This is a genomic window from Burkholderia sp. L-4 (genome assembly GCF_056856535.1).
This window is the reverse complement of record NZ_JBXEOX010000001.1, coordinates 2,397,280-2,414,798: the sequence shown is the minus strand read 5'-3', so window position 1 is coordinate 2,414,798 and position 17,519 is coordinate 2,397,280. Positions and strand designations below refer to the sequence as shown.

At 69.4% G+C, this 17,519-nt stretch carries 16 protein-coding genes; 11 read left to right on the top strand and 5 right to left on the bottom strand.

Annotated features, from left to right (window positions below):
• Positions 1 to 46: 46 nt before the first annotated feature.
• The 6 genes from iscU (at position 47) to iscX (ending at position 4,055) form a co-directional block, all read left to right on the top strand.
• Entirely contained in the window at positions 47 to 454 is a 408-nt protein-coding gene (gene iscU, locus AC1VVG_RS11225) for a Fe-S cluster assembly scaffold IscU (protein ID WP_006481982.1), read from the top strand.
• Positions 455 to 520: 66 nt separating this feature from the next.
• Positions 521 to 844, top strand: coding sequence for an iron-sulfur cluster assembly protein IscA (iscA, locus tag AC1VVG_RS11220; protein ID WP_011885413.1), 324 nt, complete (start codon positions 521 to 523; stop codon positions 842 to 844).
• Between the two features lie 94 nt (positions 845 to 938).
• A complete protein-coding gene (gene hscB, locus AC1VVG_RS11215; protein WP_006491598.1) occupies positions 939 to 1,466 on the top strand; it encodes a Fe-S protein assembly co-chaperone HscB in 528 nt (175 codons plus the stop codon).
• A gap of 54 nt (positions 1,467 to 1,520) precedes the next feature.
• Complete coding sequence (gene hscA / locus AC1VVG_RS11210; protein ID WP_482835629.1) at positions 1,521 to 3,389, top strand: Fe-S protein assembly chaperone HscA; 1,869 nt, start codon at positions 1,521 to 1,523, stop codon at positions 3,387 to 3,389.
• Between the two features lie 95 nt (positions 3,390 to 3,484).
• The gene (fdx, locus tag AC1VVG_RS11205; RefSeq protein ID WP_034188939.1) at positions 3,485 to 3,826 is read left to right on the top strand and encodes an ISC system 2Fe-2S type ferredoxin; all 342 of its coding nucleotides are present in this window, start codon (positions 3,485 to 3,487) and stop codon (positions 3,824 to 3,826) included.
• 19 nt (positions 3,827 to 3,845) lie between these two features.
• Complete coding sequence (gene iscX / locus AC1VVG_RS11200) at positions 3,846 to 4,055, top strand: Fe-S cluster assembly protein IscX (protein ID WP_021157676.1); 210 nt, start codon at positions 3,846 to 3,848, stop codon at positions 4,053 to 4,055.
• A gap of 145 nt (positions 4,056 to 4,200) precedes the next feature.
• Here the strand turns inward: iscX and AC1VVG_RS11195 are convergent, their stop codons facing one another.
• The 5 genes from AC1VVG_RS11195 to AC1VVG_RS11175 all read right to left on the bottom strand — a co-directional run bounded on the left by AC1VVG_RS11195 (position 4,201) and on the right by AC1VVG_RS11175 (position 10,923).
• Complete coding sequence (locus tag AC1VVG_RS11195; protein ID WP_034188938.1) at positions 4,201 to 4,941, bottom strand: glycine zipper 2TM domain-containing protein; 741 nt, start codon at positions 4,939 to 4,941, stop codon at positions 4,201 to 4,203.
• 345 nt (positions 4,942 to 5,286) lie between these two features.
• Positions 5,287 to 6,813, bottom strand: a complete 1,527-nt coding sequence (lysS, locus tag AC1VVG_RS11190; RefSeq protein WP_034188937.1) for a lysine--tRNA ligase — start codon at positions 6,811 to 6,813, stop codon at positions 5,287 to 5,289.
• Between the two features lie 73 nt (positions 6,814 to 6,886).
• Positions 6,887 to 7,991 (bottom strand): peptide chain release factor 2 gene (gene prfB / locus AC1VVG_RS11185; RefSeq protein WP_124609692.1). Its coding sequence is split into 2 segments (ribosomal slippage): positions 6,887 to 7,909 and positions 7,911 to 7,991, totalling 1,104 coding nucleotides; the frame shifts between segments, so codons are not numbered across the junction.
• 155 nt (positions 7,992 to 8,146) lie between these two features.
• Positions 8,147 to 9,844 carry a single-stranded-DNA-specific exonuclease RecJ gene (gene recJ / locus AC1VVG_RS11180; RefSeq protein WP_473376849.1) on the bottom strand — a complete coding sequence of 566 codons (1,698 nt, stop codon included), beginning with the start codon at positions 9,842 to 9,844 and terminating at the stop codon, positions 8,147 to 8,149.
• Positions 9,845 to 9,858: 14 nt separating this feature from the next.
• Complete coding sequence (locus tag AC1VVG_RS11175) at positions 9,859 to 10,923, bottom strand: regulator (RefSeq protein WP_124609693.1); 1,065 nt, start codon at positions 10,921 to 10,923, stop codon at positions 9,859 to 9,861.
• A 162-nt stretch (positions 10,924 to 11,085) separates the two neighbouring features.
• On the opposite strand from AC1VVG_RS11175, the gene AC1VVG_RS11170 reads away from it, so the two are divergent.
• The 5 genes from AC1VVG_RS11170 (at position 11,086) to AC1VVG_RS11150 (ending at position 17,459) form a co-directional block, all read left to right on the top strand.
• On the top strand, positions 11,086 to 12,339 hold the full coding sequence (locus AC1VVG_RS11170; protein WP_034188934.1) for a lipoprotein-releasing ABC transporter permease subunit: 1,254 nt from the start codon (positions 11,086 to 11,088) through the stop codon (positions 12,337 to 12,339).
• Entirely contained in the window at positions 12,332 to 13,090 is a 759-nt protein-coding gene (gene lolD, locus AC1VVG_RS11165; protein WP_080287859.1) for a lipoprotein-releasing ABC transporter ATP-binding protein LolD, read from the top strand. Before AC1VVG_RS11170 ends, lolD begins: the two co-directional genes overlap by 8 nt.
• A gap of 67 nt (positions 13,091 to 13,157) precedes the next feature.
• Positions 13,158 to 13,946 carry a TatD family hydrolase gene (locus AC1VVG_RS11160; protein ID WP_482835628.1) on the top strand — a complete coding sequence of 263 codons (789 nt, stop codon included), beginning with the start codon at positions 13,158 to 13,160 and terminating at the stop codon, positions 13,944 to 13,946.
• Positions 13,947 to 14,003: 57 nt separating this feature from the next.
• Positions 14,004 to 16,487, top strand: coding sequence for a DNA internalization-related competence protein ComEC/Rec2 (locus AC1VVG_RS11155; RefSeq protein WP_482835627.1), 2,484 nt, complete (start codon positions 14,004 to 14,006; stop codon positions 16,485 to 16,487).
• A gap of 126 nt (positions 16,488 to 16,613) precedes the next feature.
• Positions 16,614 to 17,459: an alpha/beta fold hydrolase gene (locus AC1VVG_RS11150; protein WP_034188930.1), complete on the top strand. Its 846-nt coding sequence runs from the start codon at positions 16,614 to 16,616 to the stop codon at positions 17,457 to 17,459.
• Positions 17,460 to 17,519 lie beyond the last annotated feature (60 nt).

Below are 17,519 nucleotides of genomic sequence, written 5' to 3'. Positions count from 1 at the left end.
GGGCGGATTGACGCACGCAGACGTAACGAGTCAAGGAGTCTGAGTCATGTCTTACAGCAACAAGGTTCTGGATCACTACGAAAACCCGCGCAACGTCGGTTCGTTCGCGAAGGACGACGACACGGTCGGCACGGGCATGGTCGGCGCGCCGGCGTGCGGCGACGTGATGAAGCTGCAGATCCGCGTCGGCGCGGACGGCGTGATCGAAGACGCGAAGTTCAAGACCTACGGTTGCGGTTCGGCGATCGCGTCGAGCTCGCTCGTCACCGAGTGGGTGAAGGGCAAGACGCTCGACGAGGCACTGTCGATCAAGAACACGCAGATCGCCGAGGAACTCGCGCTGCCGCCGGTGAAGATTCACTGCTCGATCCTCGCGGAAGACGCGATCAAGGCAGCCGTGGCCGACTACAAGAAGCGCCACGACACCAAGGAAGGCGATCAGGCAGCAGCCTGAGCGGCATCGAGCGGGTTAGAGAAGGGAACGCGGCGGGCCCCGGTGGCGCGCCGCGGCAAGGACATCATGGCAATTACACTGACCGAAAAAGCAGCACAGCACGTTCAGAAATACCTCGTCCGTCGCGGCAAGGGGGTGGGCCTGCGGCTTGGCGTTCGCACGACCGGGTGCTCGGGGCTCGCGTACAAGCTCGAGTATGTCGACGAGCTGGCTCCCGAGGATCAGGTGTTCGAGAGCCATGGCGTGAAGGTCGTCGTCGATCCGAAGAGCCTCGCGTACATCGACGGCACCGAGCTCGACTTCGCCCGCGAAGGCCTGAACGAAGGGTTCAAGTTCAACAACCCGAACGTGAAGGACGAGTGCGGTTGCGGCGAATCGTTCCGCGTGTGACGCGGGTCTCCGCGCGATGCGGGCAAGAGGCGGCACGGGCCGCCTTTTTAATGTGCGGCGTTTGCCGCGCGACGAACCGGAATTGAACGCGACGATGGTCTCGCTGAAAGACAGCCACTTCGACCTGTTTCACCTGCCGGCGCAATTCGCGCTCGACGAAACGGCGCTCGACGCCGCCTATCGAACGGTGCAGACGCAGGTGCATCCGGACCGCTTCGCGGCGGCCGGCGATGCGCAGAAGCGCATCGCGATGCAATGGGCAACCCGTGCGAACGAGGCGTACCGCACGCTGCGCGATCCGCTGAAGCGCGCGTCCTATCTGCTGTCGCTGCGCGGTGTGGACATCGGCGCGGAAAACAACACGGCGATGGAGCCTGCATTCCTGATGCAGCAGATGGAGTGGCGCGAGGGCATCGAGGATGCCGCGGCCGCCCGCAACGTCGACGCGCTCGACGCATTGCTCGCCGAGTTGCGCGACGAGAAGCGCGTGCGCGTCGAGCGCCTCGGTACGCTGCTCGACAGCGGCGCCGACCAGGCGGCCGCGGAAGCCGTGCGCCAGTTGATGTTCATCGAACGCGTCGCGTCGGAAGTGGGCGCGCAGATCGAGCGCCTCGAAACTTAACCGCGTGCCTCGCGGCACGCGCAGCAAACGGGCCGAGCGCCCGAACGAACCAAGATGGCTTTACTGCAAATTTCCGAACCGGGCATGGCGCCGGCGCCGCACCAGCGGCGACTCGCCGTCGGGATCGATCTCGGCACGACGAACTCGCTCGTCGCGGCCGTGCGCAACAGCGTGCCGGAGGTGCTGCCGGACGAAGCGGGCCGTGTGCTGCTGCCGTCGGTGGTCCGCTACCTCGAAAAGGGCGGCCGCCGCATCGGCCACGAAGCGAAGGAGCAGGCCGCGACCGATCCGCGCAACACGATCGTCTCGGTCAAGCGCTTCATGGGCCGCGGCAAGGCCGAAGTCGAAGGCGCGGCGAACGCGCCGTATGAATTCGTCGATGCGCCGGGCATGGTGCAGATCCGCACCGTCGACGGCGTGAAGAGCCCGGTCGAAGTGTCGGCCGAGATCCTCGCGACGCTGCGCTATCGCGCCGAGGATTCGCTCGGCGACGATCTGGTCGGCGCGGTGATCACGGTGCCCGCGTACTTCGACGACGCGCAGCGCCAGGCGACCAAGGACGCGGCGCGTCTCGCGGGCCTCAACGTGCTGCGCCTGCTGAACGAACCGACCGCCGCCGCGATCGCCTACGGGCTCGACAACGGGTCCGAAGGCCTCTACGCGGTGTACGACCTCGGCGGCGGCACGTTCGACCTGTCGATCCTGAAACTGACGAAGGGCGTATTCGAGGTGCTGGCCGCGGGTGGCGATTCGGCGCTCGGCGGCGACGATTTCGACCATGCGCTGTTCGGCCACGTGCTCGCGCAGGCCGGCATCGACGCGAAGACGCTGGCGCCCGAGGACGTGCGCCTGCTGCTCGACCGCGTGCGCGTGCTGAAGGAAGCGCTGTCGTCGGCACCGGAGGCCGCGCTCGACGTGACGCTGTCGGGCGGTGCGCACCTCGTTCAGACGATTTCGCACGATACGTTCGCGTCGCTCGTCGAGCCGCTCGTGCAGCGTACGCTCACGCCGACCCGCAAGGCGCTGCGCGACGCGCAGGTCACGCCTGCCGACATCAAGGGTGTCGTGCTGGTCGGCGGCGCGACGCGCATGCCGGTGATCCGCGACGCGGTCGCGAAATATTTCGGTCAGCCGCCGCTCGTGAACCTCGATCCGGACCAGGTCGTCGCGCTCGGCGCGGCGATCCAGGCCGACCTGCTCGCGGGCAATCGCGGCACCGGCGACGACTGGCTGCTGCTCGACGTGATTCCGCTGTCGCTCGGTGTCGAGACGATGGGCGGTCTCGTCGAGAAGATCATCCCGCGCAACTCGACGATTCCGATCGCGCGTGCGCAGGAATTCACGACCTTCAAGGACGGCCAGACCGCGATGGCGATCCACGTCGTGCAGGGCGAGCGCGAGCTCGTCGCCGACTGCCGGTCGCTCGCGCGCTTCGAGCTGCGCGGCATTCCGCCGATGACGGCCGGCGCCGCGCGCATTCGCGTGACCTACCAGGTCGACGCGGACGGCCTGCTGTCGGTGTTCGCACGCGAGCAACTGTCGGGCGTCGAGGCGTCGGTCGTCGTGAAGCCGTCGTACGGCCTCGCCGACGACGACATCGCGAAGATGCTCGAGGACAGCTTCAAGACCGCCGAAATCGACCTGCGCGCCCGCGCGCTGCGCGAAGCGCAGGTCGAGGCCGAGCGGATGCTCGAGGCGACGCAGGCCGCGCTGGCGGCCGACGGCGAACTGCTCGACGCCGACGAGCGCACGCAGGTCGATGCGCTGGCCGCCGCGCTGCGCGCGGTCGCGCAGGGCGACGATACGAACGCGATCGAAGCGGCGACCAAGGCGCTGGCCGACGGCACCGACGAATTCGCGGCGCGCCGGATGGACAAGAGCATCAAGCGTGCGCTGTCGGGCCGCCGGCTCGACGAGATCTGAACTTGCGAACCGCGCGTCGGCCGGCGACGGCCCGCGCGCGATCATGTAATGAACCGTGCGGCGCGTGGCGCCGTACCCTGACTGACGGAACGGACATGCCTCAACTGGTGGTGCTGCCTCACGTCGAACTGTGCCCGGATGGTGCAGTGATCGACGCGACGCCCGGCAAGAGTATCTGCGACAACCTGCTCGATCACGGGATCGAGATCGAGCACGCATGCGAGAAGTCGTGCGCATGCACGACGTGCCACGTGGTGATCCGCGAGGGCTTCAACGATCTGGCGCCGTCCGAGGAGGACGAGGACGATCTGCTGGACAAGGCGTGGGGCCTCGAGCCGACGTCGCGGCTGTCGTGCCAGGCGATCGTGACGGAAGATTCGGACCTGGTGGTCGAGATTCCGAAGTACTCGATCAACCACGCGAAGGAAAACCACTGACCTAACCCGGAGGCAGGCGATGAAATGGACCGATTCGCGTGAAATAGCCATTGCGCTGGCGGACAAGCACCCCGACATCGACCCGCAGCGGATCAATTTCGTCGACCTGCGCCAGTGGGTGCTCGAACTCGACGGCTTCGACGACGATCCGAAGCACTCCGGCGAGAAGATCCTCGAAGCGATCCAGGCACACTGGATCGACGAATCGGATTTCGACGACGAGGACTGACCGATCGGGCACGGCGTGCGTCGCGTGGGCGCGCGTGGCACCAATGAAAAAACGGCTCGCGGGCAATTGCTCGCGAGCCGTTTTCGTTTTCCGGCAGGCCATGCCCCCGCACGACAGGCGGGCAAGGGGCTCAGCGATCGGGCGATTACGCGCCGACCAGCGTGCCGTTCTCGATCCGCACGCGCTGGCCCTGGCCGAACGGCGGCGGGTTGTGGTACGTGAACGTGCGCGTCGCGCCGCTTTCCATCTGCACTTGCACCTGATAGTCGGTTTCCGCGCGCACCTGCTTCTCGACCTGGTTACCGGCGAGACCGCCGCCCAGCGCGCCGATGATCGTCATCGCGGTGCGGCCGTTACCGTGGCCGAACTGGTTGCCGAGCAGGCCGCCGGCGGCGGCGCCGCCCACGGCGCCGATCCCCGAGCTCTGGCCCGGCGTGCGCGTCTGCGTGATCGCGACGATCGTGCCGCAGCTCTGGCAGTAAGTCTGCGCGGGCGCGGACGGTTGCTGCGCGTACTGCGGCGGCTGCGGTGCCGTCGTATGACGGCGATGCGGCGCGGCCGGACGCGGCGCGGGCTTCGGCTCGGCTTGCGCGGCCGCCGCTTTCTCGGCGGCCAGCTTTTGCTGCGCGGCCTGTTCCGCGGCCTGCTGCTGCGCTTGCGCGGCGAGCGCCGCGCTGGCGGCTGCGGCCGTGTCGACGGCCGGCTGCGACGCGATCAGCGCGGCCTGGGTCTGGCCGCTTTGCGCGTTGTTGCTGCTGGCCTTCGGGATGAGTCCCGTGATCGCTGCCGTCGCCGCGAGGCTGGCGACGATGACGGCGCCGGCGGCGGTGGCGATGAGCGGATGGAGGCGTTGCTTTTGCGGCGTGGTCTGATTCTGGTTGTCCATTTTTTTCTCCGATGTCGATCCGGATCGGCGCGGCGCCGGGCCGGATCCCACGCTCGGGAGCGAGCAGACTCGGCGTTCCTGCGCCCAGTTCTGGTCCCGTGGTCATGCGTGGTGACGCAAGAGGAGTGTCGTCCACCGGCAAGCGGCGCGCCGTATCAAGGTGTAACGAATTGCAGCAGGGCAGCGGCGGTCATGGCAGGGAAAACCCGCAGAAGGCCGTCGCGACGAGGGAATAAAACGGGGAGAGATCGAAAGCCGGCGAACGCCGGCTGGCGGGATTTACGCGTCGTTACAAAGCTGACGCGTGCGCGCCGCAGGGGCGCGGCGCACACGCGGTCGCGGCCGTCAGTCTTCGCGGCGCAGATGCGGGAACAGCAACACGTCGCGGATCGTCGGGCTGTCGGTCAGCAGCATCACGAGACGGTCGATGCCGATCCCGCAGCCGCCCGTCGGAGGCATCCCGTATTCGAGCGCGCGGATGTAGTCGGCGTCGAAGAACATCGCTTCCTCGTCGCCCGCATCCTTCTGTTCGACCTGCTTCTTGAAGCGCGCGGCCTGGTCTTCCGGATCGTTCAGCTCGGAGAAGCCGTTCGCGATCTCGCGGCCGGTCATGAACAGCTCGAAACGCTCGGTGATGCCCGGCACGGTATCCGATGCGCGCGCGAGCGGCGACACCTCGACCGGGTAGTCGATGATGAACGTCGGTTCCCACAGCTGCGCTTCGGCCGTTTCCTCGAACAGCGCGAGCTGCAGCGCGCCGATGCCTGCGTTCAGGAACGCCGGCTGCGACACGTCGACGCCGAAGCGCTTCAGTTCGGTGCGCAGGAACGCGTCGTCCGACAGCTGGCCGTCGGTATAGTCCGGTGCGTACTTCTGGATCGCCTGCGTGATCGTCAGGCGATGGAACGGCTTCGCGAGGTCGAGCTCGCGGCCTTGATACTGGATCGTCGCGGTGCCGAGCGCATCGATCGCCGCCTGGCGGATCAGTTGCTCGGTGAAGTCCATCAGCCAGCGGTAGTCGGTGTACGCGGCGTAGAACTCCATCATCGTGAATTCCGGGTTGTGGCGCGGCGACACGCCCTCATTCCGGAAGTTGCGGTTGATTTCGAACACGCGTTCGAAGCCGCCGACGATCAGGCGCTTCAGGTACAGCTCCGGCGCGATGCGCAGGAACATCTGCATGTCGAGCGCATTGTGATGCGTGACGAACGGCTTCGCCGCGGCGCCGCCCGGGATCGGGTGCAGCATCGGCGTTTCGACTTCCATGAACGCGGCGTTGTCCATGAACTTGCGGATCGACGCGATCGTTTTCGTGCGGGCGCGGAACGTATCGCGCGTTTCCGGCGTGACGATCAGGTCGACGTAGCGCTGGCGGTAGCGCATTTCCTGGTCGGACAGGCCGTGGAACTTGTCCGGCAGCGGACGCAGCGCCTTCGACAGCAGGCGCAGCTCCTTGCACTGGACCGACAGCTCGCCCTTGTTGGTGCGGAACAGCACGCCGCGCGCGGCGACGATGTCGCCGAGGTCCCACTTCTTGAACGCGTCGTAGGTGTCGGCGCCGACGTCGTTCGGCGTCACGAAGAACTGGATCTGGCCCGAACCGTCCTGCACCGTCGCGAAGCTCGCCTTGCCCATCACGCGCTTGAGCATCATGCGGCCGGCCACCGACACCTCGACCGGGTTCGCTTCGAGCGCGGCCTTGTCCGAGTCGGCGAATTTCGCCTGCAGGTCGGCTGCGTGGTGCTCGGGCCGGAAGTCGTTCGGATAGGCGACGCCTTGCTCGCGCAGGGCGCGCAGCTTCTCGCGGCGCTCGGCGATGATCTGGTTTTCGTCCGCCGTGACGGCGGGCTGCGTTTGGGTCGGTTCGGTCATGATGGTCGGAATTCGGAATGGGTGCGGCAACGCAAACGGGAAGGGCGGCGCGGGCCAGGCCGCGCCGCGGCGCTTACACGCCCTGTTTGAGGCTCGCGCTGATGAAGTCGTCGAGATCGCCGTCGAGCACCGCACGCGTGTTGCTCATTTCGACGTTCGTACGCAGGTCCTTCACGCGGCTCTGGTCGAGCACGTACGAGCGGATCTGGTGGCCCCAGCCCACATCGGTCTTGCTCGATTCGAGCTTGTCCTGTTCGGCCTGGCGCTTGCGCATCTCGACTTCGTACAGGCGCGACTTCAGCATCGCCATCGCTTCGGCACGGTTGCGGTGCTGCGAGCGGTCGTTCTGGCACTGCACGACGATACCGGTCGGCATGTGCGTGATCCGCACCGCGGAGTCGGTCTTGTTGATGTGCTGGCCGCCCGCGCCCGATGCGCGGTACGTGTCGATGCGCAGGTCGGCCGGGTTGATCTCGACCTCGATCGAGTCGTCGATTTCCGGATAGACGAACACCGACGAGAACGACGTGTGGCGGCCGCCCGACGAGTCGAACGGCGACTTGCGCACGAGGCGGTGGATGCCCGTCTCGGTGCGCAGGAAGCCGTACGCGTATTCGCCCGTGACCTTGACCGTCGCGTTCTTGATGCCGGCGACGTCGCCGTCGGACTCTTCGAGCACTTCGGCCTTGAAGCCCTTGCGTTCGCAGTAGCGCAGGTACTGGCGCAGCAGCATCGACGCCCAGTCGCACGCCTCGGTGCCGCCGGCGCCTGCCTGGATGTCGATGAAGCAGTTGTTCGGGTCGGCCGGGTTCGAGAACATCCGGCGGAATTCGATGTCGCCGACGCGCGCTTCGAGCTTCGCGGCGTCTTCTTCCGACGCGACGAGCGTGTCTTCGTCGCCTTCCTCGCGCGCCAGCTCGAACAGGTCGAGCGCGTCGCGCAGGTCGCTATCGAGCGCGGTGAGCGTCGTGACGACGCCTTCGAGCAGCTTTTTCTCGCGACCGAGCGCCTGCGCGTTCTTCGAATCGTTCCAGACGTTCGGGTCTTCGAGTTCCTTGTTGACTTCGGTCAGACGCGCAGCCTTGGCGTCGTAGTCAAAGATACCCCCGGAGCTCGCCCGCGCGGTTGCGCAGGTCGAGCAGGGAGCTTTCGATCGCGTTGAGTCGTTCCGCTTCCATGATCGTTCGCTGTTCTTGCTTCGTAAAAAAGCGGAATTATAGCCGATCGGCCGGGTTGCCCGGTGACGCAAACGGTGGGCGCATGCGTGCCGCGGCCCCGTCCGGCGCGGTGCGCGTGCGGGGGCGTACTCGGGGCGGGCCCAGTGGCCCGCCGCTCAGCCGGCCGCGTGCTCGACGATCAGCTGGACGCGCGTGACGCCGTTCCACGTGTCGGCAACGAGCCGGTACGCGACCAGCGCGCTCGCGGGCAGCGGCTCGGTGTGGTTGAACCAGATCGCGTTGAAGCGCTGGCGGCCGCGCGCGAGCTGCAGCTTCAGGTGCTTTTCCTTCACGAGCGACTGCGATACGACGTCGAATTCACCCGAGAAAAGCGGGGCCGGAAAGCCTTGCCCCCACACGGCCTCGTCGAGCAGGCCGACGAACTGCGGCGTGAAGTAGGCGTCCTCGAGCTCGCCGTCGGTCTCGATCACGCGGGCGAGCGCGTCGTCGGACAGCCATTCGCGCGCGACGGCCTCGAACGCGGCCGCGAAGCGCGGCACGTTCTCGGTGTCGAGCGTGAGGCCGGCCGCCATCGCGTGGCCGCCGAATGCGACGATCAGGTCGGGCTCGCGCTTCGACACGAGGTCGAGCGCGTCGCGCAGGTGGAAGCCGGCGATCGACCGGCCCGAACCCTTGACCCGCTTGCCTTCTTCGTCGGCGTGCGCGAACGTGAACGACGGCCGGTGGAATTTTTCCTTGAGCCGGCCGGCGACGATGCCGATCACGCCCTGGTGCCACGCGGGGTTGAACAGCGTGATCGTGCACGCGTCGGCCGGGTCGACGTCGGCGAGATCGGCGAGCGCCTGCTGCTGCATGCCGGCCTCGATCTCGCGGCGCTCGCGGTTCATCACGTCGAGCTGCTGCGCGAGATCCCAGGCGCGGCCGATGTCGTCGGTGATCAGGCACTCGATGCCGAGCGACATGTCGGACAGCCGCCCGGCGGCGTTCAGGCGCGGGCCGAGGCCGAAGCCGAGGTCGAAGCCCGATGCGGTGCGCGCTTCGCGCGCGGCGGCGCGGAACAGCGCGGCGACGCCCGGCTGCATGCGGCCGTTGCGGATGCGTTGCAGCCCCTGCGCGACGAGCACGCGGTTGTTGCCGTCGAGCCGCACGACGTCGGCGACGGTGCCGAGCGCGACGAGGTCGAGCAGCCCGTCGAGGCGCGGTTCGGCTTCCTTGCTCGCGAACGCGCCGCGGCGGCGCAGCTCGGCGCGCAGCGCGAGCAGCACGTAGAACATCACGCCGACGCCGGCGAGGTGCTTGCTCGGGAACGCGCAGCCGGGCTGGTTCGGGTTGACGATCGCGCGGGCGGCGGGCAACGCGTCGCCGGGCAGGTGGTGGTCGGTCACGAGCACGTCGATGCCGCGCGCGGCCGCGGCCTCGACGCCCGCGACGCTCGCGATCCCGTTGTCGACGGTGATCAGCAGGTCGGGCTTGCGCGCGGCCGCGAGTTCGACGATCTCGGGCGTGAGGCCGTAGCCGTATTCGAAGCGGTTCGGCACCAGGTAGTCGATCTGCGCGCCGAACATCCGCAGGCCGCGCACCGCGACCGCGCAGGCGGTCGCGCCGTCGCAGTCGTAGTCGGCGACGACGAGCAGGCGCCGCTTGTCGGCGATCGCGTCGGCGAGCAGCGACGCCGCATCGGCGCAGCCCTTCAGTTCGGTGGGCGGGACGAGGCGCGCCAGCGCGGTCTCGATGTCGGCGGGCGACTGCACGCCGCGCGACGCATACAGGCGCGCGAGCACGGGGTGCAGGCCGTGGCGCGCGAGCACTTCTGCGTCGGCGGGCGCGACGGGGCGGGTAACGATCCGGGTCATACGCGGTGGGTGGGTTATTCGAACAGGGAGGCGAGGGCGCGGCGGCGCCAGAACTTGCGCAGGTCGCCGCGCGTCGCATGCAGCGTCACGGAACTCGTGTCGCCGCACAACGTGACATCGACGCTCGACAAGGCGCCGGTCTGCAGCGCGGCGAGGGCCGGCGCGAACCAGTCGCGCTCGAGCGCGGCGAGCCCGTCGTGCCAGCGCGCCCAGTCCTGTTCGATGAACGGGGTGGTCAGCGCCGGCAGCTCGACGAGCGTCGCGCCGTCGGCGGCGGGCAGCGCGCCGAACGTCGCGGGGGCGCTGCCGCCTTCGATTTGCGCGGCGCGCGCGAGGCCGAGCGCGGCGGGCGACGCCGACAGCACGCGCGCGAACGGCTTGCCGACCGGTTTCAGCGTGCCCTGCGCATGGAACCAGATCGAATTGACGGCCGGCAGCCCGCGCGCCTCACGGGCTTCGTTGACCGGGTGCTGGAACCACGCCATCTGCACTTCGTTCTGCAGCTTCATCCACATCCGCGAGCGTTCGCCGGTGTGGGCCTCGTGCGGCAGCCAGATCTCGATGTTGCGGCCGCTCGCGCGCAGCGGCGCTGCGCCGGCCAGCCGGGCGAGCTGGTCGCTCGACAGGTACCAGCGCGCCGGGTTCGGCGCGTCGAGCCGCACGCCGAGCTCCTCGATCAGCGGCCGCGCGACCGCGAGCAGCGCGGCCGCGTCGCCTTCGTCGAGCGCGAGGGCGGCCGGATCGACGAGCACCAGGTGATCGTGCGCGATTTCGACGTGAACGGGCTCGACGCACGCCCACGCGTGCGCGCCGGGGTCGCCGCCGTCGGCCAGCAACATGTAGGGCGCGAGCGGCGCCTCGTCCGCGGCGTTGCCCTGGGTCGCGCCGAACCGGCGGGCCAGCCAGCGCTCGTGCGGCAGCGTGCGCTGGAAGTCCTCGCCGGCCACGCGCTCGACGAGGCTGGCGCGGGCGAGCAACTTTTCGAGCGCGGGGCTGTCCAGCGTGTGCAGGGACGAGGCCGCATCGGCTGCCGACGGCAGTGCGAACGGAACGAGAAAATGGAGGCGTCGGTCGTGCATGATGGTGCGCATTGTATGGCAAACTGCGCGCGTGATCGGGCCGGCCGACGGCCCGTTTGCGTCCGGCGGCCGTTTTTCGACCGTGCCCGGACCGATGGCCGCCACCGGGCGGCGGTCCGGCCGCGGGGTGCCTCCCCGCCGTAACCAGCAGAAAGGATTCGCTTGAAACTTCCGTACGAATGGCAGATCGGCTGGCGCTACACGCGCGCCGGCAAACGCACGACCGGCAACGGCTTCATTTCCTTCATCGCGCTCGTGTCGATGCTCGGGATCGCGCTCGGCGTCGCGGCGCTGATCGTCGTGCTGTCGGTGATGAACGGCTTCCAGAAGGAAGTGCGCGACCGCATGCTGTCGGTGCTCGCGCACGTCGAGGTGTTCTCGCCGACGGGCTCGATGCCCGACTGGCAACTGACCGCGCAGGAAGCGCGCCGCAATCCGTCGGTGATCGGCGCGGCGCCGTACGTCGACGCGCAGGCGCTGCTCACGCGCCAGGACGCGGTGAGCGGCGTGATGCTGCGCGGCGTCGAGCCGACGCTCGAGCCGCAGGTGTCCGACATCGGCAAGGACATGAAGGCCGGGCAGCTCGCCGCGCTCGTGCCGGGGCAGTTCGGGATCGTGCTCGGCGATGCGCTCGCCGGCAACCTCGGCGTGACGGTCGGCGACAAGGTCACGCTGGTCGCGCCCGAAGGCTCGATCACGCCGGCCGGCATGATGCCGCGGCTGAAGCAGTTCACGGTCGTCGGCGTGTTCGAATCGGGCCACTACGAATACGACAGCACGCTCGCGATGATCAACATCCGCGACGCCGAGGCGCTGTTCCGGATGACCGCGCCGACCGGCGTGCGGCTGCGGCTGACGGACATGCAGAAGGCGCCGCAGGTCGCGGTCGAGCTGTCGCACACGCTGTCGGGCAGCCTGTACATCCGCGACTGGACGCAGCAGAACAAGACCTGGTTCTCGGCCGTGCAGATCGAGAAGCGGATGATGTTCATCATCCTCACGCTGATCATCGCGGTGGCCGCGTTCAACCTCGTGTCGTCGCTCGTGATGACGGTGACCAACAAGCAGGCCGACATCGCGATCCTGCGCACGCTCGGCGCGCAGCCGGGGTCGATCATGAAGATCTTCGTCGTGCAGGGCGTGACGATCGGCTTCGTCGGCACCGCATCCGGCGTCGCGCTCGGCTGCCTGATCGCGTGGAGCATCCCGTGGCTGATCCCGATGATCGAGCACCTGTTCGGCGTGCAGTTCCTGCCGCCGTCGGTGTACTTCATCAGCGAGCTGCCGTCCGAACTCGTCGCGAGCGACGTGATCCGGATCGGGCTGATCGCGTTCGCGCTGTCGGCCGTCGCGACGCTGTATCCGAGCTGGCGCGGCGCGAAGGTGAAGCCGGCGGAGGCGCTCCGCTATGAATGACCGCGCGACCGCATTCGCGGATTCACGACAACACAACAGACAGGATTCGGCTGGTATGCAGGAATACGTGCTTCAGGCGCGCGGGATCACGAAGGCGTTCGTGCAGGGCGGCTTCAACGTGCAGGTGCTCAGCAACACCGAGCTGACGGTGCGGCGCGGCGAGAAACTCGCGGTCGTCGGCGCATCGGGCTCCGGCAAGAGCACGCTGCTGCATGTGCTCGGCGGGCTCGACGAGCCGAGCGCGGGCGAGGTTTCGCTGCTCGGCAAGCCGTTTACGCAACTCGCCGAGCGCGAGCGCAACGAATTGCGCAACCGCGCGCTCGGTTTCGTCTACCAGTTCCATCACCTGTTGCCCGAATTCACCGCGCTCGACAACGTCGCGATGCCGCTGCGCATCCGCCGGATGACGACCGAGGATGCGCGCGAGCAGGCCCAGGCGATGCTCGAGCGCGTCGGTCTCGGCCCGCGCGCGAAGCACCGGCCGGGCGAGCTGTCGGGCGGCGAGCGCCAGCGCGTCGCGATCGCGCGCGCGCTGGTCACGAAGCCGGCATGCGTGCTCGCCGACGAGCCGACCGGCAACCTCGACGGCACGACGGCCGACACGGTGTTCAACCTGATGCTCGAACTGTCCGAGACGCTCGAAACGAGTTTCGTGATCGTCACGCACGATCCCGATCTCGCCGCACGCTGCGACCGCATCATGCGGCTGCGCGACGGCGTGCTGCACGAGGAGCCGGCGCTGCCGGTGTGATACGCGATCGTCCTTGAGCCGATGCCGGGTGGGTCCCGGCGCGGCGCAAGGGCGCAGGACTGCCGCCATGTGGATCGACACGCACTGCCATCTCGACGCCGCCGAGTTCGACGCCGACCGCGACGCGGTCGCGCATGCGGCGCGCGCGGCCGGCGTGTCGCGCATCGTGATCCCGAGCATCGGGCGCGACAACTTCACGACGGTGCGCGAACTCGCGCAACGCACGCCGGGCGCCGTCTATGCGCTCGGCATCCATCCGGTGTATACGCCGCAGGCGCGCGACGAGGATCTCGACCGCCTGCGCATGGAGATCGAAGCGAGTCTCGACGATCCGCGCTTCGTCGCGATCGGCGAGATCGGCCTCGACTACTTCGTGCCGGGGCTCGACGAAGACCGGCAGCAGTTCTTCTATCAGGGACAGCTCAAGCTGGCACGCGAATTCGACCTGCCCGTGCTGTGCCACGTGCGCAAGTCGCAGGATCGCGTGCTCGCGGGGTTGCGCCGTTTCGGCGTGCGGCGCGGCATCGCGCATGCGTTCAACGGCAGTTTCCAGCAGGCCGACGCGTATCTCGCGCAAGGGCTGCATCTCGGCTTCGGCGGCAACGTGACGTTCTCGCGCGCGCTGCAGATCCGCCGGCTCGCCACGGAACTGCCGCTCGACGCGCTCGTCGTCGAGACCGACGCGCCCGACATCGCGCCCGAATGGGCGTACAAATCCCGCAATACGCCCGACCAGGTGCCGCGCATCGGTGACGTGCTCGCCGAACTGCGCGGGATCGATACCCGTTCACTCGGTCTATCCACAACGGCCAACGCGCTCGCCGCGCTGCCGCGACTCGCGCTTTCGTCCGCATAATCGTTGCCGGAAGGCGCCGCATTCGTCAGCGCGGCGCCAGGTCGACGAGGAGGCGCGATGCGCGTGGGGTGGATCGCGTTCGCGCTCGGCGTCGCCGTGCTGCAGCGGCAGGCGGCGTTGCCGGGTGCGATCGCATGGATGGCCGGTGCGGTCGTGCTCGCCGGATGCGCGGCGCTGGGTGCGTGGTGCATGCGTCGCCGGCGCACGCGCGCGACGGCCGCGCTCGGATGGATGCTGTGCACGCTCGCGGCCTGCGTCGCGGGATTCGGCTACGCGGCCGTGCGTGCCGAATGGCGGTTGAGCGACAGCTTGCCGGCGGAATGGGAAGGGCGCGACATCGTCGTCACCGGCGTGATCAGGGGGCTGCCCGTCGTCGACGAGAGCGGTGCGCGGCTGCTGTTCGTGGTCGAGTCGAACGATGCCGGGCTGGCCCGTTTCCCGCCGCTGATCCGGCTGTCGTGGCGCGCGTATGGCGTGCCCGCGGCACGTGACGCGCTGCCCGACCTGCGGGCCGCCCAGCGCTGGCGTTTCGTCGTGCGCCTGAAGCGTCCGCATGCCGAGGCCAATCCCGGCGTGCGCGACAGCGAGGCGGCGTGGCTCGCCGCGGGGATTCGCGCGATCGGCTATGTCAGCGCGCCGCACCGGGCGGCATTGCTCGATGCGCGCGCAACGGGATGGCGCGCGTCGATCGACCGGGTACGCGACTGGCTGCGGACACGCATCGGGGAGACGCTCGGTGTCGATGCGGCGCATCGCGGCATCGTTGCCGCACTGGCGATCGGCGACCAGTCGGCCATCGGCGACGACGACTGGCGTGTCCTGCGCAACACGGGCACGAGCCACCTGGTCGCGATTTCCGGATTGCATGTCGGGCTGGTCGGCGCGATCGCGGGTGGGCTCGTGTCGATGGTCTGGCGCCGCGTGCGCTGGCGCGCCCGGGCCGCGACGCTCGTATTGCCGGCGCCGTACGCGGCCGCGCTCGCCGCGCTGGTGGCCGCGGCCGGCTATGCGGCGCTGGCCGGCTTCAACGTGCCGGCGCAGCGTGCGTGGTGGATGATCGCGGGCGGAGGCGTCGCGTATCTGGCCGGACGCAGCGTGCCGACATCCGCGGTGCTGGGCGCGGCACTCGGCGGCGTGCTGCTCGCCGATCCGTGGGCCGTGCTGTCGGCCGGGTTCTGGCTGTCGTTCGGCGCGGTCGCCGTGATCCTGCTGGCCGTCGCCGGCTGGCGCGCCGTGCGCGTGGCCGACGCGGAGAGCGACGAGGGCAGCGGCGGCGCGAGTCCGTCGAGCCGGTTGCGTGCCTGGGGCCGGCGCGCCGGCCGCCGCGTCGCCGAGGCCGCGCGCGTGCAATACGCGGTGACGATCGGTCTCGCGCCGCTCACCGCCGCGTGGTTCGCGCAGGTTTCGCTGTCGGGGCCGCTCGGCAATGCGTTCGCGATTCCGTGGGTCAGCTCGGTCGTGACGCCGGTCGTGCTGGCCGGCATCGCGTTGCCCGCGCCGTTCGATGCTTACGCGTTCCGGCTCGCGCATGCGGCGCTCGAACCGATGATGACGCTGCTCGGGCGCCTCGCCGACTGGCCGGCCGGCGTGCTCTGGCTGCGCATGCCCGACTGGCCGGTGCTGGCGCTCGCCTGCGTGGGCGTCGCCTGGGCGCTGATGCCGCGCGGCTGGCCGTTGCGCTGGGCAGCGCCGCTCACGTGGCTGCCGCTCGTTGCGCCGGCGCCCGATGCGCCGCCGCCTGGCGGTTTCCGGATGACCGTGCTCGATGTCGGGCAGGGGGCGTCGGTGCTGGTCGAAACCGCGCGGCGGACCTTGCTGTTCGATGCCGGCCCGGGGCCGGAGTCGACGCACGCCGGCACGCGGATCGTCGCGCCGGCGTTGCGGGCGCGCGGCATCGCGGCAATCGATTCGCTCGTGCTCAGTCATGCGGATGCCGATCATGCGGGCGGTGCGCCCGCCGTCTATGCGGCGGCCGACGTGCGCCAGTTGCTGGCCGGCATTCCGCCGACGAACCGGCTGTGGCGCGACGCCGAGGCCGCCGGCGTCGCCGACCGGCTGCCGTGCGCGGCCGGGCAGCGCTGGACCTGGGACGGCGTCGTCTTCACGATCCTGTGGCCGCGCGGCGGCCCGGGCGCGGGCTCGTCGAACGGGCAGTCGTGCGTGCTGCGCGTCGACGCGGGCGGCACGTCCGCGCTGTTGACGGGCGACATCGACGCCCGCGGCGAACGCGAGCTCGTGAACGCGACGCCCGACGCGCTGGCCGCGCAGATCCTCGTCGTGCCGCATCACGGCAGCCGCACGTCGTCGGTCGAACCTTTCCTCGATTCGGTCGGGCCGCGCGTCGCGGTATTTCCTGTAGGCTATCGCAATCGTTTCGGGCATCCGCACCGGACCGTCCTCGCGCGCTACGAGGCGCGCGGGATACCGCTGCCGCGCACCGATCGCGACGGTGCCGTGCGGTTCGACGTCGCGCCGGCCGGCGGCGGGTTCGCATTCGCGCGTTATCGCGACGAGCGACGCCGGTACTGGATGGAGCGGTGACGGCGGGCGGGACGGAAAGCGCGGCTCCGCGCATCGTGCCGGCGCGCGAGCCCGACAGAACGCAAAGCATGGAGCCGGAGCACGTGCCGAAGCACTCACTCCGGTCGACACAGGAGACATCGGCGTTTGAAGGACATCCTCCACTTCTCGCATGCGAACGGCTTCCCGGCGTCCACGTACCGGACGATCTTCGCCGAACTGGCCGACGACTACGAGCTGCGCTACATCGAGCGGATCGGCCATGACCGCCGCTATCCGGTGACGCGCGACTGGCCGCATCTCGTCGAGCAGCTGCTCGACGACATCGGCAGCCGCTACGAGCGCCCGGTATGGCTCGTCGGCCATTCGCTCGGCGGCTACCTGTCGCTGATGGCCGCGCTGAAGAAGCCGCAATGGGTGCGCGGCGTCGTGATGATCGACTCGCCGATCATCGCCGGATGGCGTGCCGGCGCGTTGCGGGCGAGCCAGTGGGCGGGGCTCGACGAGCGGCTGTCGCCGGCCGCCGCGACGCGCAACCGGCGCACGCGCTGGGTGAGCCGCGACGAAGTCTGGCGGCACTTCCGCGAGAAGCCGGCGTTCGCGCGCTGGGACGAACGGATGCTGGCCGACTACATCGATTACGGGATTCCGCAGGCTGGCGCCGACGGCGAGCGGGCGCTCGCGTTCGACCGGCAGGTCGAATACCTGATCTACCGGACGCTGCCGCACACGCTCGGCCCGCGGCTCGCGCACGGCGCGCCGGTGCCGCTCGGCTTCCTCGCCGGCACGCGTTCGCGCGAGGTGCGGCAGGTCGGGCTCGATGCGACGCGGCGGGCGGCGCGCGGCCGCGTCGAGTGGCTGGAAGGCAGCCACCTGTTCCCGATGGAGCGGCCGCTCGAGACCGCCCGCGCATTGCAGCGGATGCTGAATTCGCTGCGGGCGGAAGAGGCCGGGGCGGCGCACGGCGGCGCACCGCTCGCGAGGCGCGCCTGACGCATCGTCCGGCGAGGCCCGTCATGGGCCGCGGCGAGCCGGCCGCGTTGCCCGGCCGGC